Source organism: Paenibacillus sp. FSL P4-0113 (genome assembly GCF_038009305.1).
GTDB lineage: Bacteria > Bacillota > Bacilli > Paenibacillales > Paenibacillaceae > Paenibacillus > Paenibacillus polymyxa_D.
The window spans coordinates 4,876,586-4,899,261 of the sequence record NZ_JBBPAZ010000001.1 but is presented as its reverse complement, the minus strand read 5'-3'; the positions used below and the strand labels follow the sequence as shown (position 1 = coordinate 4,899,261).

Here is a 22,676-nt window from a genome sequence, read left to right as displayed (position 1 = left end):
AGTTTGTTAAATTAAGAGCTTAGTTTTGTTAAATGAAAAAAAGGCATCTCAAGATTCGTATATACGAATCTGGAGATACCTCTTTCAAACCGTTATAGAAAATCAGCTACCCTACAGCCATACTTCTATGACTTTGCCATTTACGAAGGCTACTGCCTTGAAATAAAGACTACGATTGCCGTATACCCAGGCTTCGACTTGAGTTCCGTTTGAAGCAGCCCCCTTTTCTCTGACTGTTGGGCTTCCCCATGCGAACTGCACCTGCGTCGTATTCATGCCCAAGCTTACCTCGTTATTTTTAATCTTGTTCCAGATGGCTTGCGACCATTGGTATTTCTTGTACGGATCGTAAGTTAGAAATTGATCGGAATCAGACAGCATTTGTGGAATGCGTGAAGCTCCGATAATGGAAAATGTGTCATAAGTTTCGCCATTAGCCCCCTGGAAAATAACTTCGTAGGATTTAACACCGTTCGGGTCTGTGCTGACTTCGATGTCTTTAACTGTTACCTTGCCAAATCGCTCTCCAGCGTTATAGAAGTTATTGACCCAATAGGTTTTGCCAATTAATTTGGACAGACTACCCAGATCAATGGCTTTGATAATTTTAGCCGTTTCCGGCGTCTCAATGACCAGCTTGGTAGCGCCCACAGATAATTCGCCTTGCTGACGGTCACGATTCCATTTGAATCCGCCCAACTTCAGATCGGTCAGTAATGTTCCCGGGAATACAACCTGTCCGTTAACCGTTTGAACCTTGCCCTTCAGTGCAACAGGTTTACCATTCACTATCGCGGTGGAACTCCCTTTTTGGAGTACGATATTGTTTTTACCCAGCTTGATCGTAAATGCCTGGTTTGCCACGGTAACAGATCCACCCAGCGTCTTGAACACAGACTGCACAGGCAAATACACACTGCCGTTTAGTATAGCCGCCCCAGTCAAGGTTTGGTCAGACGATACCTTTAGTGTAAAAGAAGAGGGTATACCTTCGTTCCGCAGAGATACGGCTGTGCTGCCAATGCCCCTTACTTTGAGTGTACCGGAACCATTCTGCTGTAGCTCAGCAACCTGCGGTTTCTCCACTTCAATCTCACTAGCTTCGGGATGACGTGTTAGTCGATAACCGTTCGAATACGTCTCTTGTACATTTAATTGAATCGTATCGCCGATGGCAGCCTCTTTGGAGGTCGTCAACAAGGACATACCCGTTAATGTAGGCAAACTTAGCGCAGTCGTGGTTCCGTCCTTATAGCCGACCCAAGAGCCATCCTTTAATTGTGCAAAAAGTTCGTCAGGCGAATCAACCAACCTTGCAACATTAGATAACCCGCTAAGTTGCACCGCAGGATATTTTTTCAGCCGATCATAGCTCCATACCGTCCCGTCGCGATGTACAGTAATCAAGACATGTGTACCTTTTTTCCACAATATCGAAGTAATATCACTTCCCACTTCACGTGGCGGTTCATTGGTCAGCATATCCAGCATCGTGACATGACCATCTTCCTTAAGTATTGCAGCATACGCCGTACTCATTTTGATATCAAGCGCACCATCTACATGACCTATCTTGCGGGGCTTAGATTCTGCGTACCCTGTGGAATACCATACATCACCGGATCGAGTAAGAACCGTAAAGTAGGTACTTACCTTATCACCGTCTATAGCATCCGATATTCCCTCGACCTGTTCTCTTCCCCAGGAGATCGTCCCATCGGTTTTAATAGCCAGACCCTCTCCGGTAATCTCCTTTACTCCTGAAGATTGGGCCGTCACTTTTGGGTCGGAGTTATCATCCCAGATGGCTACCTTCCCGTCCTCAGTCCAGCCATAATAACCTTGACTCTTGTCTTTGCTGCCTGTAATGCCCTTCAAATTCAATTTCTCAATAGCCGGGCCATCTATACTCTTTCTCCATAAAGAACCATCATCCAGTATGTAGTTATTCCGGTCGATCACGTCTATAATTTTAGCATTTTTCCAAGTGTTGTTCGTCGTTACATTTGCCGCTACTGCTGTTTCTCCAGTGTTTAACGTAGTTCCCACCACCGCTCCACATACCACGGATACTGCCAGCAAAATCATCCCTGCTTTTCTCATCGTGATTCCCCTTTTCTATCTCTATTTCCATATCAGTAACTTGCATAATTCCATTCCCAACGCTCAAAAATACAATATATAAACGAACTAGATCGCTTCGATCTCTATATTACTGATTTGAAAGCCTTTTTGGGATTGATACAAAATACTCACATATATATCGGTTTTGAGGATGGTAAATGTTTGAATTTCGATATGCCATTTTAGAAATTCTAACTAAATGGAGCAATGAAGAGTATCCAGCAGGATGGGCAAGCAGTAATGAGTAAAGGTGGCCTTCATCCCACTTTCAGCCATTTGCTGCAAACGGATCGCTTCCTATATCTTAAAATATACATACATATTCGGAGGTTGCCATGACTAGTAAATCCGCTACAAAAAATGAAACGGGCCAATCGCTCCCCCTCCCAGGGCCGCAAGTGAAAGGCACCGTTTTTGCGATTCTGATTGCGATCAGTTTCGTCCATCTGTTCAATGACTCGATTCAATCGGTCATTCCAGCGATCTTTCCGATCTTAAAGGAATCTATGAGCCTGAACTACACGCAGATCGGCTGGATTTCATTCGCGATCAATTTTACAGCTTCGATCATGCAGCCTGTGATTGGCTTGTTTTCAGACAAACGGCCTACGCCCGCTATCCTTCCCATCGGCATGGGCTTTACGCTGACTGGCATGCTGTTGCTCGCCTATGCTGCCGATTATAAAGCGGTGCTGATCGCAGTCATCTTTGTGGGTCTGGGCTCGGCTGCCTTTCACCCTGAAGGCTCGCGCGTATCCCATATGGCGGCCGGGCCGCGTCGGGGATTGGCACAATCCATTTTTCAAGTTGGCGGTAATGCGGGCCAATCGCTGGCGCCGATGCTCACGAGCTGGATTTTTATCCCGTTGGGACAATTTGGTGCGATCTGGTTCACAGGTATTGCGGCAGCGGGAATTGTGGTGCAATCGTTCATCGCACGCTGGTACGGTAACGTCCTACGTACAGAAGGCATTGCACGCAAAAAAGCGGTGGCACGCCGCATGAAGCCCGAAGTGCGTAACCGCGTTATGTTTGCCATGATTGTCCTCATTCTACTGGTATTCGTCCGTTCGTGGTACTCGACCTCGGTCGGAAGCTACTATTCGTTTTACCTGATGGAAGTATTTAAAATGCCATTGGCTGATGCACAGCTTTACATTTTCCTGTTCCTCGGAGCTGGAGCGCTGGGCACCTTCTTTGGCGGTCCGCTCGCGGACCGTTTTGGTAAACGCAATATGATTTTTCTGTCCATGGTATTAGCTGCACCACTCGCACTGGCACTACCTTATGCTAACCAATTCTGGACGGCAATCCTGCTGGCGATTATCGGATTTATTATGCTATCTAGCTTTTCGGTCACAGTCGTATATGCGCAGATGCTCGTGCCTGGTAAAATCGGGACCGTGTCCGGTCTCATTACAGGTCTGGCTTTTGGCCTTGGCGGTGTAGGCGCGCTCGTACTCGGCAACTGGATCGACAAAGTAGGCATCACCCACATCATGTTCCTGTGCGGCTTTTTGCCACTGCTCGGCATCTTAACCTTCCTGCTTCCTACAGATAAAACTCTGAACCGCTGGGCGGAAGAAAATGGAGCCGAAGTGTAACAGGCTAACGTGTGGCGGCCATCCTGGCCGCTGCACACCTTTATAGCCAACTAACGTGATTCCTCACTCTCTACTTCTGCCAAACGCATCACAATCCGACGCTTCCGATACAGCATTTTCCCTGCTTCAGCTACATCACTAATAGCACTTCGATTCGCGATAGACCCGAACAAAATGCCCGCAATCGGGACCATTTGAAGCAGCTTTTTCCATCCAAACTGATCACGATAGGTGTTAATGACCTCTCTCCATCCCTGCATCTGGGAAAAAACCTGTGCCTGACGTGAAGGATCATCGAACAAAGCCAGCTCCTCTAATACGGCCTTCTTCCCCACAATATCGGATGAAGCAAATTGCATACATTTAATAATAAAAATGCGTTCCTGCTTATCATGGGGATTAAAGCCATAGCACAAGGCTATTTCCTGAAGCACTTTGAGCGACAAGCCGAGCAAAAGAGGAATATCCGCCGCAATCGTAAACACACCACCAATCCCCGTTGTTGCTCCCTGAGCGGTGGCAAAGGTAATGCGAGCCGATGTCATATCGTCGGCAGTCCGATCCATGATGGTTAGCGGGAGCTCAGCCGCCTGCTTCAACTCCCACATAGGTTCGACACTATGTTCTGAATCAACGTTTTCCCCGGCACGAGGCAGGTCCTGCGTATCCGAAGCGGAATCTGCACCATTTTGCTGAATGACATGTTCATGGGCCGTCTTTTTCAGCCTGTTCAGAACCGTTTCTTCCTTCACCAAATATTTGCCGCCGTTCTGAATGAAGCTACCCAACTCGTTAAGGAGTTGCTCCAGCTTGTCTTTAATGATTTTGGGCGTCAGCCGATCCAGCAACATAAAAGGCCATCTGCCGATTTTTTCCCAGAAAAAAATGTCCTTCTGTTCCTTCTCCCATTTTTCAATATTCTTCAACTCATGACGCAATACGTCCTGGCTTTCCCGATATTCTGTAAGCTGCTTCATAAGCGTAGACGTCTCCTTTTGACTATGCTAGTTTATGTATGGGTAATACGTAAGCAAGGCGAGTTCAGGTTTCTTTTTTTAGCAAACTAGATGATAAAGAAAGTTAAAAATCCATACAGATCGGAGTGTAATGATGAATAATGTAGAGCTTGTCCCTTACCATTGTGGGCATGATGCCATTTTACATACCTTCTACTTACCTGAGGAGCAGAAGCAGTTTACTGGAATGCCGGATGAAATGCTCATACTGGCCAAGGAAGATCCGCACCGCCATCCTGTCGTGATTACGGCTACTAGAAGACCCGTTGGATTTTTCATTTTATACAATGGGGATGAATTAGCGGACTATACGAATACTTCTGAGGCACTGCTGCTACGCGCGTTCTCTATTCATTACGCAGATCAGGGACAAGGATTCGCCAAAAAAGGGCTGCTTCTACTACCACAGTTCATCGCCAGACACTTCCCACATATTCGCGAGATTGTACTGGGCGTCAATGCCCGTAATCTGTCTGCCCAAAGTCTGTATCGCAAATGCGGCTTTATAGATGAAGGTGACACTAAATTGGGACAACACGGCTTGCAGCATATTTTTAAAATGAGCCTATAAGAGGTTGTTCAAAAAGTCGTCTTTCCATAACGAAGCTATTCAAGAAGCGGATTCGACGTCGAATCTTGAATTCAGCCGGGCCTTCCGTTGCTCACGTAGATCTGTCTATGCTCCGCTACTCAGTCCCTAGCTTCATCCAACCTTCTCGGTCCTGAAAAGCCGACTTTTTGAACACACACTATAAGTTGACCTCGATAGCCCTCGCCAAATAAAAAGGCTTTCGGCACCAACGCCAAAAGCTTTTATCGTTAAATCTCACCAATGGAAAAACTCAATTTGTAATTACCAAACTTCGTAAGTTCATCCAGCATGGTATTTAACTCTGTCTGTGAGGACATGCGCACCCGCATCCAATAACAGCCCTCCCCACTCACCCGATGGATTTCAACAATATAGGGATGCTCCCGTGCAAAAGCCTGGAAAGCACTGTGAGTCGTTCCTGAATTCAAAAAAACCGTAATAAAGGCATGAATCGTCTGTCCAATTTTTTCAGGGTTCCAGCGCAGCGTATAGCCTTCGATAATGCCCGCATCCTGCATTTTTCGAACACGCGCCCCTACGGCTTGACCTGTCAAATGAACAAGCTGGCCGATCTCCTTGTGCGATAAAGAGCTGTCTTCAATTAAATGATGAAGAATGCGCAGATCGGTGTCATCGGGTACGAATAGTTCCATAGTTATTATTTTTCCTTTCATGATGAAACGAGAATGCTAGTTTTCCTTTCAGCAGGCCGTAGCCTGTAGTTCCTTGCGTCAGATATGATTGTAACAGAAACAAAGAACCACCGAAAATACACTCGGTCCAAAAACATTCACTACCAAAAGGAGCTTCCATATATGAAAATCACACTAATCCGCAACGCAACCTTATGGCTGGAATACGCTGGAGTAAAATTTCTGATCGATCCGATGTTGAGCGATGCTGGCGCAAATCCGCCGGTCCCCAATACGGAAAATGCCCGCCGTAATCCACTGGTTCCCTTGCCGCCACAATGGCAGGCACTCGGACAGCCTGACGTTGTCATCGTCACACATTTACATCCCGATCATTGGGACCCGGCAGCAGTACGCTGGTTGGACAAACAAATTCCTGTCTTCTGCCAGCCCGGAAATGAAGAACAAATCACTGCTGATGGTTTTACACAGGTTACCCCGATTCCGTTGGCTGGTTCTGTGGGAGAAATTGAGATTATCCGTACAACCGGGCATCACGGCACCGGAGAAATCGGGGAGCAGATGGGACCCGTATCCGGCTTTGTTTTTCAGGCACCAGGTGAACCTGTCGTCTATTTGGCCGGGGATACGATCTGGTGCAGTGAAGTCGCGGAAACACTGGATAAATATCGTCCTGACTGGACAATTGTGAACGCTGGAGGAGCACGGTTTACGGTAGGTGATCCCATTATTATGAATGCCCAGGATGTAACGACGGTAGCACAACATGCCCCTTATACACAAATCGTGGCTGTCCACATGGAAGCAATCAACCATTGTCTACTAACTCGCTCAGAGCTTACGGAACATATCAACCGTGAAGGTTTAAAGGGGCGCATCCACATTCCAGCAGATGGAGCGACGGTTTCGGAGTAAGGCAATCGTCCTGAGTCACCGTTTGCGCCTATTTTGAATATATTGGATTTCAAAACGTATAAAGAAGGGATTATCGATGAATTGGCAATATCCTTATTACGGCACAGAAACCCAATGTAAAGAAGTTCCGATTACTTTTCCTCCCCAGCATCAATATAGACAGCCGGGGTTGGAATACCTAATGGTTCCACGCCCTATTTATGATAATCCAAAGTATATCGGCACTGGAAAGCTTCAGGATCGGGTGGCTATTATTAGCGGTGGGGACAGTGGTATTGGTCGCGCGGTTGCAGTGGCATTTGCCAAGGAAGGGGCCGATGTGGTCATTGCCTATCTCGATGAGCATCGAGATGCTATGGAAACCCGTGATGTCATTCACAGGCTTGGCCGACGTTGTTTGTTAATTCCGGGGGATCTAAGGCTAAAAAGCAACTGCTGTCTGGTTGTTCAACAAACGATGGAAACCTTTGGTCGTATTGACATCCTGATTAACAACCTAGGTATTCAGTTTGTGCGCGAATCGTATCTGGATATCAGTGAGCAGCAGCTTCGTGATACGTTTGATACGAATATTATTTCCTTCTTCCATATGACTACAGAAGCATTGCCGTATATGCGGGCTGGGGCCAGCATCGTCAATACGGCATCGGTGACAGCCTATGTGGGTCAAAAGAATATGATCGATTATTCAGCTACCAAAGGAGCTATCGTCAGCTTCACCCGCGCTTTGGCTAATAATCTGGTCGACCAGGGTATTCGCGTGAATGCGATTGCTCCCGGTCCGATCTGGACTCCGCTGAATCCGGCCACACAGTCGCCTGAAGTCATTCGCACCTTCGGCAGCAATACACCAATGAAGCGTGCCGGGCAGCCTTATGAATTGGCTCCTGCCTATGTGCTGCTGGCTTCGGATGACGGTTCCTACATTACAGGCCAAACGCTGCATATAAACGGCGGCCAAATGGTCACCACTTAGTTTCGTTGGCTGATAGCCACAAGACCCAACAAGCAAGAAAACCTCCAGCATCCACATTTCTAGTGGAACTGGAGGTTTTCTTGTTTTACGATACCGAATCTGAGCTTAAGCAGATCTTTTGTTTTTGTTGTAAATATCGAAGGCAACCGCCAGCAGCAGCACCAAGCCCTTGATTCCTTGCTGCCAGTCAATACCCAGACCGATCAGAGACATACCGTTATTCAGTACGCCCATGACCAAACCACCGATAATGGCTCCAAAAACGGTTCCGATCCCGCCGGATGCGGAAGCTCCACCGATAAAGCAGGCTGCGATGGCATCTAGCTCGAAGTTCGTACCCGCTCTCGGCGTAGCCGCGTTCAGACGTGCAGCAAAGATCAGACCGGAAATGGCCGCCAGCACACCCATATTGACGAATACCCAGAACGTTACTTTTTTCGTTTTGACACCGGACAGACCCGCTGCCTTTTCATTTCCACCCAACGCATACACATGACGTCCCATAATCGTGCGGTTCATGACGAAGGAGTACACAACGATCAGTATGAACAGCAGCACGAGAATGTTAGGTATCCCCGCGTAGCTCGCGAGCATGAAGGTGAACAGATTGATGACCGCAGCTACCACAATCAGCTTGAGTACAAATAAAGCTTGTGACGGAACCTCGAATCCATATTTAAGCTGAGAACGACGTTCGCGAAGTTCGTTCACGATAAACCATACCGTGAGTGCAATGCCGACAATGATGGATACCAGGTTATAACCGGTAGATGAAAAATCCGGCAGGAAGCCTGAACTGATTTTCTGGAAGCCCCCCGGAAATGGAGAGATCGATTGACCTTCCAGCACGATCATGGTCAATCCACGGAAGAGCAGCATTCCTGCCAATGTAACGATAAATGCCGGAATCCGTACATAAGCGACCCAGAACCCTTGCCAAGCGCCGATTAACGCTCCGACCAGCAAAGATGCAATCACAGCGATCCATGCTGGAAGCTGACAATCGACCATCATTATGGCGGCAACCGCACCGACAAAAGCGGCTATGGAGCCGACGGACAGGTCAATATGTCCAGTGATGATGACCAGCACCATCCCGATGGCCAGCACGAGAATATAGCTGTTTTGCAGAATCAGATTGGTAATATTAATCGGCTTCAACAGCAGGCCGCCCGTCAGCACCTCGAACAAAATCATAATGACGACCAGCGCAATCATCATGCCATATTGGCGGATGTTATTTTTAAATAGTTTAGTTATGGTTTCCATGCTTCACGCCTCCTGACTTGGTCATATATCTCATCAACGTTTCCTGCGACGCGTCCTCACGGCTAACCTCTCCAGTGATCCGCCCAGCATTCATGACATAAATCCGGTCACACAAACCTAGTACCTCTGGCAGCTCGGACGAAATGACCAGCACTCCCTTGCCTTCAGCGGCAAGTCGATGAATAATCGTATAAATTTCATATTTGGCACCCACATCAATGCCGCGTGTCGGCTCATCCAGAATCAGAATATCCGGCCCGGCGAAAATCCATTTGCTCAGCACCACCTTCTGCTGATTGCCGCCACTCAGATTACCCGTTTTCTGTAAAATGCTCGGTGCTTTTATGTTCATGCTTTTTTTCATTTCCTCTGCAACAACGACTTCCTCCTGCTCATTGACGACAGCACCCTTCGTCAGCTTGTTCAGGCCAGTCAGCGAAATATTACGCTTGATATCATCCATCAAAATGAGGCCATACTCCTTGCGATCCTCTGTCACATAGGCAAAGCCGTTGTTGATCGCGTCTGTAACCGTGTTGTTCTGGATCGGCTTGCCGTCTTTAATCAGCTGACCGGAAATGTTGCGTCCGTATGACTTGCCAAACACGCTCATCGCCAGCTCGGTCCGTCCCGCTCCCATCAGCCCGGCAATACCGACAATTTCACCGCGACGGATGTTCAAATTCACCTGATCCAGCACCTTGCGGTCTGCATGATGCTCGTGATACACCGTCCAATCCTTCACTTCCAGAACGACTTTGCCAATCTCGGCATGACGCTCTGGATAACGGCTGGTCAGATCACGTCCAACCATCCCGCTAATGATCCGATCCTCCGTGACCTCATCCTTTTTCATATCCAGTGTCTCAATCGTCTTCCCGTCCCGCAAAATCGTAATTGAATCCGACACCTTTGCGACCTCATTCAGCTTGTGGGAGATGAGAATGCAGGAAATGCCCTGTCTTTTAAATTCCAGCATCAAATTAAGCAGATTTTCACTATCATCCTCATTCAACGCCGCTGTCGGTTCATCGAGAATAAGCAACTTTACCTTTTTAGAGAGCGCTTTCGCAATTTCGACCAGTTGTTGCTTCCCGACCCCGATGTTCGTAACTAATGTATTAGGATTCTCACTCAAACCGACCTTGGACAGCAGATCGCGTGTCCCTACAAAAGTCTCTTTCCAATCAATCACGCCGCCGCTGGCGCGTTCGTTGCCCAGATAAATATTTTCCGCAATCGAGAGGTACGGGATCAGCGCCAGCTCCTGATGGATAATGACAATGCCTAGTTCCTCGCTCTGCTTGATATCCTTGAACTCACACGTTTTGCCCTGGAAAACAATATCCCCTTCATAGGTTCCATGCGGATATACACCGCTGAGTACCTTCATCAGCGTCGATTTGCCCGCACCGTTCTCACCGCACAGGGAATGGATTTCGCCTTCCTTGACCTTGAGATTTACATTTTCCAATGCCTTCACGCCGGGAAAGGTTTTGGTAATTCCCTTCATTTCCAAAATGATTCCAGTCATGGGATACGCTCCTTTCGGTTGGATTCCTACTCTTATTTCAGTCCAATTTGCTCTTTGGTGTAATAGTGACTGCCGACAATATCCTTCTCCACATTCGTCCGATCTACCGAGATCGGATCAAGCAAGTAGGCAGGAATGACCTTTTTACCGTTGTTATAGGATTTGACGTCATTCACTTCCGCTTGCTTGCCTTGTAAAATGCTATTGGCCATCACGACCGTTTGCTCAGCCAGCTTGCGAGTATCCTTAAATACAGTTTGCGTCTGCTCTCCAGCCACAATCGACTTAATGGAAGCCAGCTCCGCATCCTGTCCTGTAATGATCGGCAGGGGCTTGTTCGCTGTTCCGTATCCGACCCCTTTCAGGGATGAAATGATACCGATACTGATTCCGTCATAAGGGGATAGTACTGCGTCCAGATTGGCCCCCGAATAGTAGGCACTCAGCAAATTATCCATCCGCGACTGCGCCAATGCTCCGTCCCACCGCAGTGTAGCAATCTGCGCCATCGTCATCTGCTTGCTGCGCACGACCAGTTTGCCGGAATCCACGTACGGTTTCAGTACGGACATCGCACCATTAAAGAAGAAATAAGCGTTATTATCATCCGGTGAACCACCGAACAGCTCGATATTGAAAGGACCTTTGCCTTCCTTGAGTCCCAACTTTTTCTCAATATATGCTGCCTGTAGCACGCCCACCTTAAAGTTATCGAAGGTCGCATAATACGTCAGATACGGTGTGTTGCGAATCAGGCGGTCGTAAGAAATGACCTGAATGCCTCGGTCGTGTGCCTTCTGAATCACATCCGTAAGCGTGTTTCCGTCGACCGAAGCGATCACCATAACATTGACGCCCTTGGTGATCATATTTTCGATTTGGGAGATTTGGTTTTCCACCACGTCCTCGGCGTACTGTAAATCCGTTTTATAGCCTTGCTCCTGAAACAACCGGACCATATTTTCTCCGTCCCCTACCCAACGCTCGGACGATTTGGTCGGCATGGAAATGCCCACATAGCCTTTTTCCTTGCTGCCCGTTCCACTCTCCGCCAGATTGCAGGCCGAAAGCATCAGGGCCAAAACCAGAAGCCATACGACAACAGCTCCTTTTTTCATATGAAGTTCCCCTTTCCTCATGTGATGCGGGTCAATTTGAAGGTAAGGATTTTGCAAATCCTCAGGTTAGTGCTAATTAGAGTTGAGATGAGATAGCGCTTACATAAGTGAGGCAATGAGTGCCTCTCCTTTTTTTATGTGCAAACACATGGTATCATTCCAGGCCGGGAAAGGTCTTTGCTGGTTTTGAACTTTTTTTATAAAATTTTAACCTTTGTGATGGGGGGAGTTAGAAGTTGGAGAAGATAAAATGAAACTCGTTGACTAAATAATCATATGGCTTGTAAATAAATTAAAATAACTTCCACTTTGTAAATTTTTCGCTATACTAGGTGCTTAAAAAGAGACAAAAAAGGTAGCTCCAATTATCAAGCTCCCCTTTTGAATGTGCTATCCTTGAAATATTTAGTTAACTTTTATCTTCATCTACATCAATTAAAAACACCCGCTCCTGAAAGCCACCCCGTGCCTCGGCTTTGTCTGCCCGCAGCTTGTCCAGCTCTGCCGCATTCGTCCCATGTACTTCTGCCAGCGCCCGGATGACTTCCAGCATATCCGCCAGTTCTTCCAGCGCTTCCTGATCTTTGTCCGCTTCAAAATATTCCCCGGCTTCTTCACGAAGCTTCGTTCGCAGTTCCTGCTTATATTCCTCAGGGTCCAAAATGCGTGTCCGACATTCCTTGCCCTGAGACATAATGAGGTGCGGAATCCGATCCCGCACCAGTTTGTTGTATGTAGGCATATGAAATAACACCCTTTCTGATGTGGAGGTGTTAGCCATCATCCAACATCTTCCTTTTCGTCATTATATCATTAGCTCAGAAAGAACCGGGTATTATTGATAAAAGATCTACCGATTCATTGAACGGACTTTCTTTATAAATCGATGGATACCGCTTAGACGGATCAGCTACGATCCGCTGTGACAGAGACTCTAGAATAGAGTCCGTTTTATAAAGCAACTTGTCTACTTCCTCCTGTCTCATCGTCTCCTCGGATGCTTCATCCTCTCCCGAAACCAGATAATGTACCGTACCGATAAACAGCACCATATCTAAATTGGGCTCAGCATCTGTGTGAATTAAAGGGAATAGGTCAGTCATGGATCGAATGTACGATGGAATGATTTGGTTTCGATGAACATACATGGCCTTAGCCATAGAAAACATCGCTCGATCACAAAGAATGAGGCAGTTTTGAAACTGATGATGGTCGCGCATCATCTGTGCAAGCTTGATCTGGTATTCGGCAAGCTTTTGAAAATCCATCATGCAATTGAATATGTAGGTGTCGCTGTACTTAGGCAATTTGAAATCAGAACCATTATGTAGTTGGGGACTTAAGGAGTAATGTTTCATGGGGAATCAACTCCTGAATTAAAATTTCATAAATAAGGGTTTTGCAAAATCCTGAAACAAATGTGAGCAACGTAGCACAAATATGTAACCATCAAGATGTATAATTTTCTAGCTACCGGACAAGCTTCCTAATAAATATTACTATATAGTAGTTTTTAATTCAATTTACTTACTAACACTTATTAATTAGATGTAACTCTTTCTCTACACTTCTAACTAGAGGATTTTGCAAAATCCAACAAGCGACTTCCAATAATAATATATAGGTCGTGATGATCTAGTTCGTCTATATATTGCACTTTGGAGCGATTGAAATCGATTTTGTAGAACCCTTACTATAGAGAGGTGTATTCATGTCAGAACTTTTGGAATTAGTCGGTACACGTATTCGAGATATTCGAAAGTCTAAAGGGCTTTCCCAAGAAGCTTTAGCCGAAAAAGCAGGATTCAATTCGAGTTATATTGGATTTATTGAGCGAGCGGAGAGAAATATATCTTTGAAAAATCTGGAGAAAATAGCGAAGGCATTGAACGTGGGCGTCTATCAGTTGCTTACATATGTGAAGGACAATGATGAGCTTACCGAAGAACATTCAAGTATAAAAACCATTTTAACTCTCCTAAGAACTCGTGAATCCAAAGATACTGAACTGGCATTAAAGATTCTTACGGACATCTTTATAAGAATCGATGAACGATGAAACAAAAAAAGGAACTGCGCTTTGCAGTTCCCCACCAATCTCTTACGACAATGCCAACATCGCTTTCATATCTTCCTCTGCGGTCGTAATTAGCTTCAAGCCAAACATCTCCACTAGTACATCCAGCACGCCAGAAGAAATAAACTCAGGCGGCTTCGGCCCAATGCGAATATCCTGGATGCCAAGGCTGAACAAGCCCAGCAGGATGGCAACGGCTTTTTGCTCAAACCAGGACAACACAATGCTGACAGGCAGCTCGTTCACCGTACAACCGAATGCATCCGCTAATGCCAGAGCGATTTTCACAGTAGAACCCGAATTGTTGCATTGCCCCAAATCAATATAACGCGGAATTCCTGTATCTCCAACGGTTCCATAATCCACGTCATTGAAGCGGAATTTACCACAGGATGTGGTCAGAATGACCGTATCGTTCGGCAAGGATGTAGCCAGCTCGCGATAATAGTTGCCGCCTTTGCCTGGTGCGTCGCAGCCTGCGATCACGAAGAAACGGCGGATATGTCCGTCTTTAACGGCCTGAATAATCTCAGGAGCCAGCCCGATAACTGTCTCATGATGATATCCCGTTGTAAGCACCTGCTCTGAATCTACATCTGCGGCTGGCAGAGCCAACGCGCGCTCGATCAATGGTGAAAAGTCGTCGTCCATGATCTTGGCTACTCCCTCCAGCCCGGCTACTTCATAAGAGAAGAAGCGGTCTGCATACGTGCCTTTAATCGGCATAACACAGTTCGTCGTAGCCAGAATTGCGCCCGGGAACTCTTCGAACAGTCTACGCTGATCGTACCAGGCTTTACCGATATTCCCTTTGAGATGTGCATATTTCTTCAATGCCGGATAACCGTGAGCAGGCAGCATTTCCGAGTGAGTATAGATATTAATGCCCTTGCCCTCTGTCTGCCGCAGCAATTCCTCCAGCGCATACAGATTATGTCCGGTCACGACGATGCATTGGCCTTCGATTTTATTTTGGCTGACCGTAATCGGCTGCGGAATGCCAAAACGATCCGTATGCGCACGATCCAGCACATCCATGATCCGTACAGCCGCATTTCCGACCTTCATCGCCATTTCCAAATGCTCTTGTACATTAAAGTTAGAATTGGTTAAGGTCATATATAACGCTTCATGCGTGATGCGATCTACCTCAGGATCGGTATAGCCCAACTGGCGAGCATGTGTCGCATAGGCAGCAATCCCTTTTAATGCAAAAATCATCGTATCCTGCAAGCTCGCTATCGTCTCATCTTTCCCGCACACCCCAACTACTTTACACCCGCCACTCGGCGTCTGTTCACACTGATAACAAAACATATCGTTTTCCTCCAAATATTGATAGATATTTGTTCGTTATCCCCAGCGTAACAAACCCCTGAATGCGTAGGTGTGATTACACACACATTTTTTAGCATTTATCATAATAAGGCAGTGTAGGACAATTCCTCACTCCAATTATTCCTATTCCAACGAATTTTCCTGGATTCCCCCACCTTTACGGTACTGCACAGGAGACACGCCCATGGTCTTTTTAAAAGCGGTGCTAAAATAGTGCTGACTGTCGTATCCCGTACGTTCTGCTATATCATAGATAGACAACGTCGTGGAATCCAGCAGTTGCACCGCTTTACGGATACGGGCACGCGTGACGAGGGTCACGAAGCTGTCGTTGAGCTCCTTTTTCAGCACACGGCTGAGATATACGGCGGATACTTGTAGCCGCGAGGCAAGGGCTTCCAGCGTCAGCTCCCGGTCTGCGTAGCCTTCCTGAATAAGCTGCCGAGCACGGCGTACGATGGGAGACAGCTGCGATTCGCCATACACCCGATCCCGACACATCCGGTACGCATCCATTGCGCCTTCCAGCCCACCCGCGTTGGATTCCACATGCGTATGAACCGCTATATTCAGGTAGCGTCCAATCGCCTGCTCTATGGAAGCGCCAATCGTCTCGGGTGCCTCCTGCCACAGGCATATGCCGATCAGCCCGTTCGCATCGCGGAACAACACATGCGGTCGGTCCTCCAGCAGTTCGCCAATAATATTCTCAGCGGCAAAAAGAAACAACTGGCGGTCATTCTCGCGCATAATCGTCTGCCGGGCCTCTGCCGCTGGCCACCGTACGACACCGATCTGAGCAGGCGGCCGCGATGGAAGCCGTAAAAACGCCAACTGCTCCATGACGTCTATGCCCGTATGTTGCCCTTCCAGCCATTCCAGGCAAAACCGCTGGCGCAACAACGGAATATTCCGCTCAATCTGCCCGGCAGCTTGTTCTACATAGGCGGCACGCTTACGCTCTTCCTCGAGCCGCTGAGCGAGCCGTGACAGCGCAGTGTGAAGCTGCTCAGCATTTACCGGCTTCAAAATATAATCCTCTACGCCAAGTCGGACAGCCTCCTGCGCATAAGCAAATTCATCATGCCCGGAAATGATCAGACAACGGCATTCCGGACGCTCTTCCCGCAGCCGCCGAATCAGTTCAATGCCATCCATGAACGGCATATTCATATCGACCAGCATGATGTCGATGCTAAGCTGATTCACCAGCTCCAGCGCTTCTTCACCGTCCTCCGCCTCTGCTGCAACCTCCATGCCCAGAGCCGCCCAGTCTATGCAATCCCGTATCCCCTCTCGGATGATCGGCTCATCATCTGCAATCAATACTTGGTAACGCTGTGCTGTCCCTGTTATCACTTCCGTTATGGCCTGGTCAATCAGACTCACCGTCGTTGAGTTGTCTCTGCCCTTTGATTTCGTCATCCTGACCCTCTCCTTTTTCATGCGGCTTCTTCAGTTGCGCCATATCCAGCAGCAGCGGATGAATGATCGTCACGCAGGTGCCTGCTCCTTCTTTACTATCCAGTACAATTCCATATTCCTCACCAAAAGACAGCCGGATACGCGCTTGTACATTCAGCATGCCGTAGCTTCTACCATTTGTACTAGCCCCACTTTGCTTCTGCTGTCCTTCCATCGCCTCCAGCGGTATTTCCAGCCAGTCACGCAGTTCACGCAGACGGTCTGCCGTCATCCCTGCGCCATCGTCACGTACCGTCAGCAGCAGCTTGTCGCCCTCAGCTTTAGCTTCTATCCAAATCGTGCCTGGGCCTCGTCTGGCCTTGATGCCGTGATAAATCGCATTTTCCACTACAGGCTGAAGCATTAACTTCAACACGAACAGATCCTTTAGCTCGTCGGGTACATTCAATTCCCAGCGAAGTCGGTCACGATAGCGGGTTTGCTGGATTTGCATATAGCTCGATATATGCTCAATCTCGGAGCGCAGCGGAATAAAGTCATCTCCCTTGCTCAGCCCGAGACGGAACAATCTCGATAGCGCTCCTACCATGTCAGATACGTCGTCTGCTCCATTTCTTCGGGCCATCCAATGAATCGTATCTAGCGTATTGTATAGAAAATGGGGCTTAATATGCTCCTGAAGGCTGCGCAGCTCGGCATCCCGTTTTTGCCGTTCCCTCAGTTCGCTAAGTGACATGAGACGGCGAATTTGCTCCAGCATCCGGTTAAAGCTCCGCCCCAGCATTCCAACTTCATCCCCACGGTCACTCCATTGGCGAACTGTAAGATCCCCTGTCTCTGCTGTCCGCATATAGGACATCAGCCGGAAAATTGGCTGCGCAATGGAACTCGACAATCGCAAGGATGCCGTTAAGCCAAATAGACATACAATGAAAACAAAACAGACGACATAGAACTGAATTTGTCGCACTTCCAGTGTAGATTCGCGTGCCGGGAATACCCCCACTGTTCTCCAGCCCGTGAATTCGGAAGCCCTGAACATGAACAGCAATTCCCTGCCCCCAGCTTCACGGGTGAACATCCCGCTGTCACCTGCCCCGAACCATTGCGGCGGAATGCGCTCAATCAAAGGCATATCCGGCCTGTACACGCTGCGTCCCTCAGCATCTGTCACCATTAAATACCCGCTTTTGCCCAAGGTTACATCTCTGGCGGCCTGCGACACAGCCCGTAGCTTGAGGTCAATCATTATCACGCCTAGCACGCGTCCGGTTTCCGAATCCGTAACCGAACGAACGACGGAGACAATTTCACTGTCCTTGTACCGGACATGAGTGGTCACATTACGGTGGCTCGGCTGTCCTAGCACAGTGAATATGCCTGCATGCTGCGCCGCCTGTTGGTACCAGTCTTCTTCCGTCAGGCTACGCATGCTTCGAGCATACATTTCGTTGCTGATATAGTCGCCTTTTTCGTTCACGATCAGAATCCCTGCAATTTCAGGATATAACGTAGTATAGCCCTGCAAAAATTGCTTCATTTTATACAGTGTATCCTGCTCCTGTACAGAACTTAATGCCTGCTTGGAGCTGAGAGCCTGATTGTACACCGAGTTCTGAGTCTGCTCCCCCTGGTTTTCCGGTGTTATTACATTCGTATGACCCGCGTGGCCGTCAGCCAGCGTCCGCCCTTTCCAGAACTCCCCGATATCGGGGTTAAAAGCAATCAGATACGTCATGTTTTGCAAATTTTCCATTTTGGTGTCCAGTGCTTCATTTACCTTGCCAATCAACTGCATCGTATGGTCTTCCACCTGCCGCTCAATAATCCGTTCCACCGTCCAATTGACCAGCAGACCTAATCCCAGCGAAGGTACAATGCCAAACAACAGGAACAGCAGCATGAGCTGATAGCGTAAAGGCATATTGCGCAAGCGTAATCGAGGCATCGTTTGGCGCACCCCTAATTGGATACGCTCCCAAAATTTATTTCGCATAATAATCATCTACATTCGCCCGGGTGACCACGGAAATCCCAGTATCTACCCGCACGGGCAGCGGAGTGTTGTCTCCAGAGGAAGAAGGTGCAGGAATTGTTAAATGATGATGCAGATGGAACAGATATTGAAGCGACCAATAGCCCATATTCCATGTTCCCTGGGCAATCGTTGCCGAGATCGTCCCACCACGAATCATATCCAGTGTCGCTTTATTCGTATCAAAAGAAATAATTTTCAGCGGATGGCTGTTTTTTTGACTCAGTACCGCTTCACCCACACCTGTTCCTCCCGTTGCATCGGTCACAAAAATGCCCGCCAGTTTCGGATAAGCTCTCATCAGCCTTTGCGACTCATCCCGGGAGACCATCGCGTCTGCGCGGCCATCTGCCACTTCCACCACCTTCATGGCAGGATACTGCCGCCTAATGGTGTCGCGAAAGCCACGCGAGCGTTCCTCATGATTTTGCTGACCGGGTAGCGTCAAAACAGCGACTTGACCTTCTCGTCCCAACAGCTCTGCCATTTTATCCGCAGCGGTCACGCCCGCCTTATAATTATCCGTGCCCAAAAAAGAATACGCCCGACTCCCCGGCGCTTCGGCATCAAACAGTACCACAGGAATGCCCGCATCCAGCGCCTTATTAATTACCGGAATCAGAGAGTGAGGATCAATCGCTGATATGGCAATCCCTGCGGGCTTACGAGCAATCGCCTGCTCAATAACGGTCGTCTGCTCCTGCGCATCATAACGGGTAGCTCCCCGATACTCCACAGTCACTCCCAAAGCATCTCCTGCATCCTCGAAACCCTTGAGCCCGCTTTTCCAATACTCCAAGCCAGACTGGAAGGTAATCATCATATAGGTTTCTCCGATGCTGCCTCGTAGCCCCTTATCCTCCCAAGTGCCATTCAACGGGCCAGTTTGTTCATACCTGAACACATAGAGAGCAAAGGCCGCAATCAACAGCATATATACCAGCAGCGTTTTTTTCATCCTTCCTCTCCTCTTCCTGGGTGTATCCTTAAGTTATAAATTCACTTTAATTTATTCTGGTTTCACTTAGATTGTAAACGCAATCATATTAAATTGGAACTACTTCACTCTTCTTACTTTCAGGTGGCGTTAATCCTGCACTAATGTTTCTACGTTACAATACCTACAATTGTGCTAGGAAAACCATGTGCGTATCTTGAGAAAAAGGAGTGATATGGATGAGCAAGCCGCGTATCGCGGAGTGGACAGAACTACGGGGCCTTGCCTACCTCGCTGTCGTGCTTCAGCATTGCATTGGCGAATATATTTATCGCAGCGACATCCAACAGCCAGATTCCGTTATGCTCGCGATGCTGTATCATTTGACACGTTTTGGCACACCGACGTTCGTTTTCCTGTCTGCGGCGCTGCTTTTTTATAATGGTAACAAACCGATTGGCTACCCTCGCTATATTGGCAGGCGGTTTCGAGATATTTATGTTCCTTTCCTCTGCTGGACGGTTATTTATTGGGTATGTACTCAAAACTGGTCAACGGCGCAGTGGGGAAATATTTATTTTTACAAAGGTATGTTCGAGGAAATGATCATCCCCGTCAGCGGATATCATCTATGGTTTGTAGTGATGATCTTTCAGTTTTATATTTTGTTTCCTTTATTTTCAAAAGCAGCCGGGCAGGTTCAAGCGTTTCTACGCCGTTACAGCACGAAAAGACGCAAACAGCTTGTTTTGGCTGTTATGCTGATTGCCGCTGCGGCTTACGCTTTGTTGTTACAATGGTCCTACTATGACATGTCTGCATGGAGCACTGGGTTGCCGTCCTTTTGGCAGACTCTGTTAGATTACCGCACTTATAACTTTGTTATGTATTTTTTCTATTTTATGCTGGGCGCAGTGTGCGCCTATATGACGGACACCTGGCGGGGATTGGCCCAACAGACGTTACCGTGGAATGTATTTGTCTTTATTGGTCTATTCATGCTTATGGGTCACACAATGCTGATCCAGTCGGGTGATACGATCAATCTCAATATTTCTACTTATTTGAAACCAAGCACCTTCGTGCTGATTGTCTCGCAGTTGCTTTTGTTGTATGGACTGCTGCTTCATTTGCAAAAAGATACGCGATCCGAGCCGTTTCGCCGTATGCTGAACTGGATCGGACGCTATTCCTTCGGAGGATATCTGGCCCATGCGCTCGTGCTGTCCTTCATATCCTACTACACCCGCCCGCTTGCACTGGGTGATCATCATTTTACAGCTACGCTCATTACGTTTGTCGTCGTGGCAAGTGTTTCTCTGGGCATCAGCTGGCTCTTTGCCCATCTGCCCGGCGGCAACTGGATTGTTGGCTCCAAAGGCAGACAGCGGTTGAACTGGCATTCGTTTCGTTTCCAGTTCCTTTCCTCCAAACGTGCTTCCAAAAGCACGCAGGAGCTTGGCTAATGGAAAAGGGTTGTTACAGCACTAGAAAAGGACACTCCCGATTCATTCCGGGAATGTCCTGCTCTAAGCTAAATTAAAAACAATTATCATATTATCTAAAGCTTTTATACAACCAGGATTACTAATGCGTTTACCATTTAGTATTATTGAGTCCTCGACTAGAAACATCTTATCTAGCAACTTCAATATTAAGACGGAATGATTAATTAGCCTTGGTGATATTTACGTACAGAGTCTCATCTTTCTTACTACTGTCTACAGTAGCACCCATAACTTCGGAAACAAATCTGAGTGGCACCATAACACGGTTAGGAGATACCGGCATTACAGGAGCGCTAGGCAGTATTTTCTGCTGTTCGTTCACATAAGCAACTTTGCTTCCAATTGTCAAACGCACTGTCTTACCATCTTCCGAACGGATTGTAACCTCTTTCTTTTCTCTGTTCCAGTTTACAGTCTCCCCCAGATTTTCTGATACAAATCTAATGGGAACATAAGTAGTATTCGTCGCTCTTTCAATATAAGGATTAGCATCGGATGTAACCTCAACATTGTTGACTTTAATCACAAGATTATACAAGTATTTAGGAAGAGCTGCATTGGCCTGATCTACTATCAAAAAGAAGATTAAGGAAAAAAGTAATGTGTTAACTGCCTTTCTTAACATAACGCATCAATCCTTTTCTAATCGAATTCATTGTTTGTAAAAAGTATACTTCTCTACATGATTTGAATCCTTGACATAATCAATTCGTCCACCATGATTCCAAACATCATCACTCAAATTGGTAACATTTTCGGGGTACTTGGTTCCAGCATTATTCATAGCTATAGCAGTTACTCTTTTAATGGAACTACCCGTCGTACCCAAACCATTAAGTTTGACTACATAGATATTATAGAATAGTTAATTTGCTCTCTAATAGTTAATGTAGGTTCATCCGATTTGCCAGCACAATTTTTAGTTGCGCCTCCACCAAACTTATTCAACCGAATCAGACTGACTACTATTGTGAATGCAGAGTATGTGGCTCCCCAAACTGATTAACATTTTATGACATGAATATGTATTTTATTTTAAAATAAGTCATTATATAGAATAATAATAAACATTACGTGGGAGAAGTCACAGTTTTGCATAAAGAGAAAGGGGAGGATGGACTGAACATAACATCGTCGTTGTTAATGATCTGATCCAAAACATGGTGAGGCTGCTTTCTGGTCTGATACATACGGTTGTACTGATTAATCAGTTCATCCAAAAGCATAGACTGTTCAAGTACACAAGCATGTCCGAAGCCATGCTCTGCGTAAAGATCATGCAAGTGTTGTCTGGCGTGTTCCATTTGTTGAATTAACGTTTCCGTTTTATCCCTGTTCATCCTGCATACCTCCTATTGAATCTTATTTTAAGGAGGGATGTCCAACTACTTAAGAACCTTTTTTGAATCAAAAAATTACAAAATAATACAAAAAAAGACCAGCAATAAGCTGGTCCAGGGTAATAAATTAGTGCTTGGTCAAGATCCACCAACGTGTCCTTGTGTTTGGATTGTGTCATGGCTTAGATTTCCAGCCTGGGCTGGTACTGTGAATA

Annotated in this window: 20 protein-coding genes; 6 read left to right on the top strand and 14 right to left on the bottom strand. The window is 47.0% G+C overall.

Annotated features, from left to right (window positions below; translation table 11 throughout):
* Positions 1 to 111: 111 nt before the first annotated feature.
* Positions 112 to 2,103: a copper amine oxidase N-terminal domain-containing protein gene (locus tag MKX46_RS21320; RefSeq protein ID WP_341038948.1), complete on the bottom strand. Its 1,992-nt coding sequence runs from the start codon at positions 2,101 to 2,103 to the stop codon at positions 112 to 114.
* A gap of 356 nt (positions 2,104 to 2,459) precedes the next feature.
* Here MKX46_RS21320 and MKX46_RS21315 point away from each other — a divergent pair, with 356 nt between their 5' ends.
* Positions 2,460 to 3,728 carry an MFS transporter gene (locus tag MKX46_RS21315; RefSeq protein ID WP_029516140.1) on the top strand — a complete coding sequence of 423 codons (1,269 nt, stop codon included), beginning with the start codon at positions 2,460 to 2,462 and terminating at the stop codon, positions 3,726 to 3,728.
* Between the two features lie 50 nt (positions 3,729 to 3,778).
* Here MKX46_RS21315 and MKX46_RS21310 read toward each other — a convergent pair whose 3' ends face one another.
* On the bottom strand, positions 3,779 to 4,705 hold the full coding sequence (locus MKX46_RS21310; RefSeq protein WP_029516139.1) for an EcsC family protein: 927 nt from the start codon (positions 4,703 to 4,705) through the stop codon (positions 3,779 to 3,781).
* 133 nt (positions 4,706 to 4,838) lie between these two features.
* Between MKX46_RS21310 and MKX46_RS21305 the strand changes: the two genes are divergently transcribed.
* Positions 4,839 to 5,315 (top strand): GNAT family N-acetyltransferase, encoded by a 477-nt coding sequence (locus MKX46_RS21305; RefSeq protein WP_029516138.1) that lies wholly within the window; start codon positions 4,839 to 4,841, stop codon positions 5,313 to 5,315.
* A gap of 248 nt (positions 5,316 to 5,563) precedes the next feature.
* On the opposite strand, the gene MKX46_RS21300 is transcribed toward MKX46_RS21305, so the two are convergent.
* Positions 5,564 to 5,989, bottom strand: a complete 426-nt coding sequence (locus tag MKX46_RS21300; protein WP_039269466.1) for an Lrp/AsnC family transcriptional regulator — start codon at positions 5,987 to 5,989, stop codon at positions 5,564 to 5,566.
* A 162-nt stretch (positions 5,990 to 6,151) separates the two neighbouring features.
* Between MKX46_RS21300 and MKX46_RS21295 the strand changes: the two genes are divergently transcribed.
* The gene (locus MKX46_RS21295) at positions 6,152 to 6,904 is read left to right on the top strand and encodes an MBL fold metallo-hydrolase (RefSeq protein ID WP_029516136.1); all 753 of its coding nucleotides are present in this window, start codon (positions 6,152 to 6,154) and stop codon (positions 6,902 to 6,904) included.
* A gap of 76 nt (positions 6,905 to 6,980) precedes the next feature.
* The gene (locus tag MKX46_RS21290; RefSeq protein ID WP_029516135.1) at positions 6,981 to 7,880 is read left to right on the top strand and encodes an SDR family oxidoreductase; all 900 of its coding nucleotides are present in this window, start codon (positions 6,981 to 6,983) and stop codon (positions 7,878 to 7,880) included.
* 105 nt (positions 7,881 to 7,985) lie between these two features.
* Here the strand turns inward: MKX46_RS21290 and mmsB are convergent, their stop codons facing one another.
* The 5 genes from mmsB to MKX46_RS21265 all read right to left on the bottom strand — a co-directional run bounded on the left by mmsB (position 7,986) and on the right by MKX46_RS21265 (position 13,159).
* Positions 7,986 to 9,149, bottom strand: coding sequence for a multiple monosaccharide ABC transporter permease (gene mmsB, locus MKX46_RS21285; protein ID WP_341071763.1), 1,164 nt, complete (start codon positions 9,147 to 9,149; stop codon positions 7,986 to 7,988).
* Positions 9,133 to 10,683, bottom strand: a complete 1,551-nt coding sequence (gene mmsA, locus MKX46_RS21280; RefSeq protein WP_029516133.1) for a multiple monosaccharide ABC transporter ATP-binding protein — start codon at positions 10,681 to 10,683, stop codon at positions 9,133 to 9,135. The genes mmsB and mmsA overlap by 17 nt, the downstream gene beginning before the upstream one ends.
* A 32-nt stretch (positions 10,684 to 10,715) precedes the next feature.
* Positions 10,716 to 11,801 carry a multiple monosaccharide ABC transporter substrate-binding protein gene (gene chvE / locus MKX46_RS21275; protein WP_029516132.1) on the bottom strand — a complete coding sequence of 362 codons (1,086 nt, stop codon included), beginning with the start codon at positions 11,799 to 11,801 and terminating at the stop codon, positions 10,716 to 10,718.
* 409 nt (positions 11,802 to 12,210) lie between these two features.
* Entirely contained in the window at positions 12,211 to 12,543 is a 333-nt protein-coding gene (locus tag MKX46_RS21270) for a nucleoside triphosphate pyrophosphohydrolase (RefSeq protein WP_340933875.1), read from the bottom strand.
* Positions 12,544 to 12,619: 76 nt separating this feature from the next.
* Entirely contained in the window at positions 12,620 to 13,159 is a 540-nt protein-coding gene (locus MKX46_RS21265; RefSeq protein WP_318627016.1) for a hypothetical protein, read from the bottom strand.
* A 353-nt stretch (positions 13,160 to 13,512) separates the two neighbouring features.
* Here MKX46_RS21265 and MKX46_RS21260 point away from each other — a divergent pair, with 353 nt between their 5' ends.
* Positions 13,513 to 13,860: a helix-turn-helix domain-containing protein gene (locus MKX46_RS21260; protein ID WP_029516129.1), complete on the top strand. Its 348-nt coding sequence runs from the start codon at positions 13,513 to 13,515 to the stop codon at positions 13,858 to 13,860.
* A gap of 42 nt (positions 13,861 to 13,902) precedes the next feature.
* Here the strand turns inward: MKX46_RS21260 and hcp are convergent, their stop codons facing one another.
* From hcp to MKX46_RS21240, 4 genes are all read right to left on the bottom strand, one after another.
* On the bottom strand, positions 13,903 to 15,195 hold the full coding sequence (hcp, locus tag MKX46_RS21255; protein ID WP_028543172.1) for a hydroxylamine reductase: 1,293 nt from the start codon (positions 15,193 to 15,195) through the stop codon (positions 13,903 to 13,905).
* Between the two features lie 144 nt (positions 15,196 to 15,339).
* The gene (locus MKX46_RS21250; protein ID WP_341071762.1) at positions 15,340 to 16,641 is read right to left on the bottom strand and encodes a response regulator; all 1,302 of its coding nucleotides are present in this window, start codon (positions 16,639 to 16,641) and stop codon (positions 15,340 to 15,342) included.
* Positions 16,592 to 18,646 carry a cache domain-containing sensor histidine kinase gene (locus MKX46_RS21245; protein WP_341071761.1) on the bottom strand — a complete coding sequence of 685 codons (2,055 nt, stop codon included), beginning with the start codon at positions 18,644 to 18,646 and terminating at the stop codon, positions 16,592 to 16,594. Before MKX46_RS21245 ends, MKX46_RS21250 begins: the two co-directional genes overlap by 50 nt.
* Positions 18,627 to 19,634, bottom strand: coding sequence for a substrate-binding domain-containing protein (locus MKX46_RS21240; RefSeq protein WP_341071760.1), 1,008 nt, complete (start codon positions 19,632 to 19,634; stop codon positions 18,627 to 18,629). Before MKX46_RS21240 ends, MKX46_RS21245 begins: the two co-directional genes overlap by 20 nt.
* 218 nt (positions 19,635 to 19,852) lie before the next feature.
* On the opposite strand from MKX46_RS21240, the gene MKX46_RS21235 reads away from it, so the two are divergent.
* Positions 19,853 to 21,079, top strand: a complete 1,227-nt coding sequence (locus MKX46_RS21235; RefSeq protein ID WP_165144524.1) for an acyltransferase — start codon at positions 19,853 to 19,855, stop codon at positions 21,077 to 21,079.
* A 202-nt stretch (positions 21,080 to 21,281) separates the two neighbouring features.
* Here the strand turns inward: MKX46_RS21235 and MKX46_RS21230 are convergent, their stop codons facing one another.
* A complete protein-coding gene (locus tag MKX46_RS21230) occupies positions 21,282 to 21,746 on the bottom strand; it encodes a copper amine oxidase N-terminal domain-containing protein (RefSeq protein ID WP_341071759.1) in 465 nt (154 codons plus the stop codon).
* A 445-nt stretch (positions 21,747 to 22,191) separates the two neighbouring features.
* Complete coding sequence (locus MKX46_RS21225; protein ID WP_152526687.1) at positions 22,192 to 22,461, bottom strand: aspartyl-phosphate phosphatase Spo0E family protein; 270 nt, start codon at positions 22,459 to 22,461, stop codon at positions 22,192 to 22,194.
* Positions 22,462 to 22,676: the final 215 nt, after the last annotated feature.

Coding starts and splice junctions, on each gene's coding strand:
- MKX46_RS21315 (WP_029516140.1), top strand. CDS start 2,460: ATGACTAGTAAATCCGCTACAAAAAATGAAACGGGCCAATCGCTCCCC.
- MKX46_RS21305 (WP_029516138.1), top strand. CDS start 4,839: ATGAATAATGTAGAGCTTGTCCCTTACCATTGTGGGCATGATGCCATT.
- mmsA (WP_029516133.1), bottom strand. CDS start 10,683: ATGACTGGAATCATTTTGGAAATGAAGGGAATTACCAAAACCTTTCCC.
- MKX46_RS21250 (WP_341071762.1), bottom strand. CDS start 16,641: ATGACGAAATCAAAGGGCAGAGACAACTCAACGACGGTGAGTCTGATT.
- MKX46_RS21245 (WP_341071761.1), bottom strand. CDS start 18,646: ATGATTATTATGCGAAATAAATTTTGGGAGCGTATCCAATTAGGGGTG.
- hcp (WP_028543172.1), bottom strand. CDS start 15,195: ATGTTTTGTTATCAGTGTGAACAGACGCCGAGTGGCGGGTGTAAAGTA.
- MKX46_RS21260 (WP_029516129.1), top strand. CDS start 13,513: ATGTCAGAACTTTTGGAATTAGTCGGTACACGTATTCGAGATATTCGA.
- MKX46_RS21300 (WP_039269466.1), bottom strand. CDS start 5,989: ATGGAACTATTCGTACCCGATGACACCGATCTGCGCATTCTTCATCAT.
- MKX46_RS21230 (WP_341071759.1), bottom strand. CDS start 21,746: ATGTTAAGAAAGGCAGTTAACACATTACTTTTTTCCTTAATCTTCTTT.
- MKX46_RS21290 (WP_029516135.1), top strand. CDS start 6,981: ATGAATTGGCAATATCCTTATTACGGCACAGAAACCCAATGTAAAGAA.
- MKX46_RS21235 (WP_165144524.1), top strand. CDS start 19,853: ATGAGCAAGCCGCGTATCGCGGAGTGGACAGAACTACGGGGCCTTGCC.
- MKX46_RS21265 (WP_318627016.1), bottom strand. CDS start 13,159: ATGAAACATTACTCCTTAAGTCCCCAACTACATAATGGTTCTGATTTC.
- MKX46_RS21320 (WP_341038948.1), bottom strand. CDS start 2,103: ATGAGAAAAGCAGGGATGATTTTGCTGGCAGTATCCGTGGTATGTGGA.
- MKX46_RS21270 (WP_340933875.1), bottom strand. CDS start 12,543: ATGCCTACATACAACAAACTGGTGCGGGATCGGATTCCGCACCTCATT.
- MKX46_RS21310 (WP_029516139.1), bottom strand. CDS start 4,705: ATGAAGCAGCTTACAGAATATCGGGAAAGCCAGGACGTATTGCGTCAT.
- chvE (WP_029516132.1), bottom strand. CDS start 11,801: ATGAAAAAAGGAGCTGTTGTCGTATGGCTTCTGGTTTTGGCCCTGATG.
- MKX46_RS21225 (WP_152526687.1), bottom strand. CDS start 22,461: ATGAACAGGGATAAAACGGAAACGTTAATTCAACAAATGGAACACGCC.
- MKX46_RS21240 (WP_341071760.1), bottom strand. CDS start 19,634: ATGAAAAAAACGCTGCTGGTATATATGCTGTTGATTGCGGCCTTTGCT.
- MKX46_RS21295 (WP_029516136.1), top strand. CDS start 6,152: ATGAAAATCACACTAATCCGCAACGCAACCTTATGGCTGGAATACGCT.
- mmsB (WP_341071763.1), bottom strand. CDS start 9,149: ATGGAAACCATAACTAAACTATTTAAAAATAACATCCGCCAATATGGC.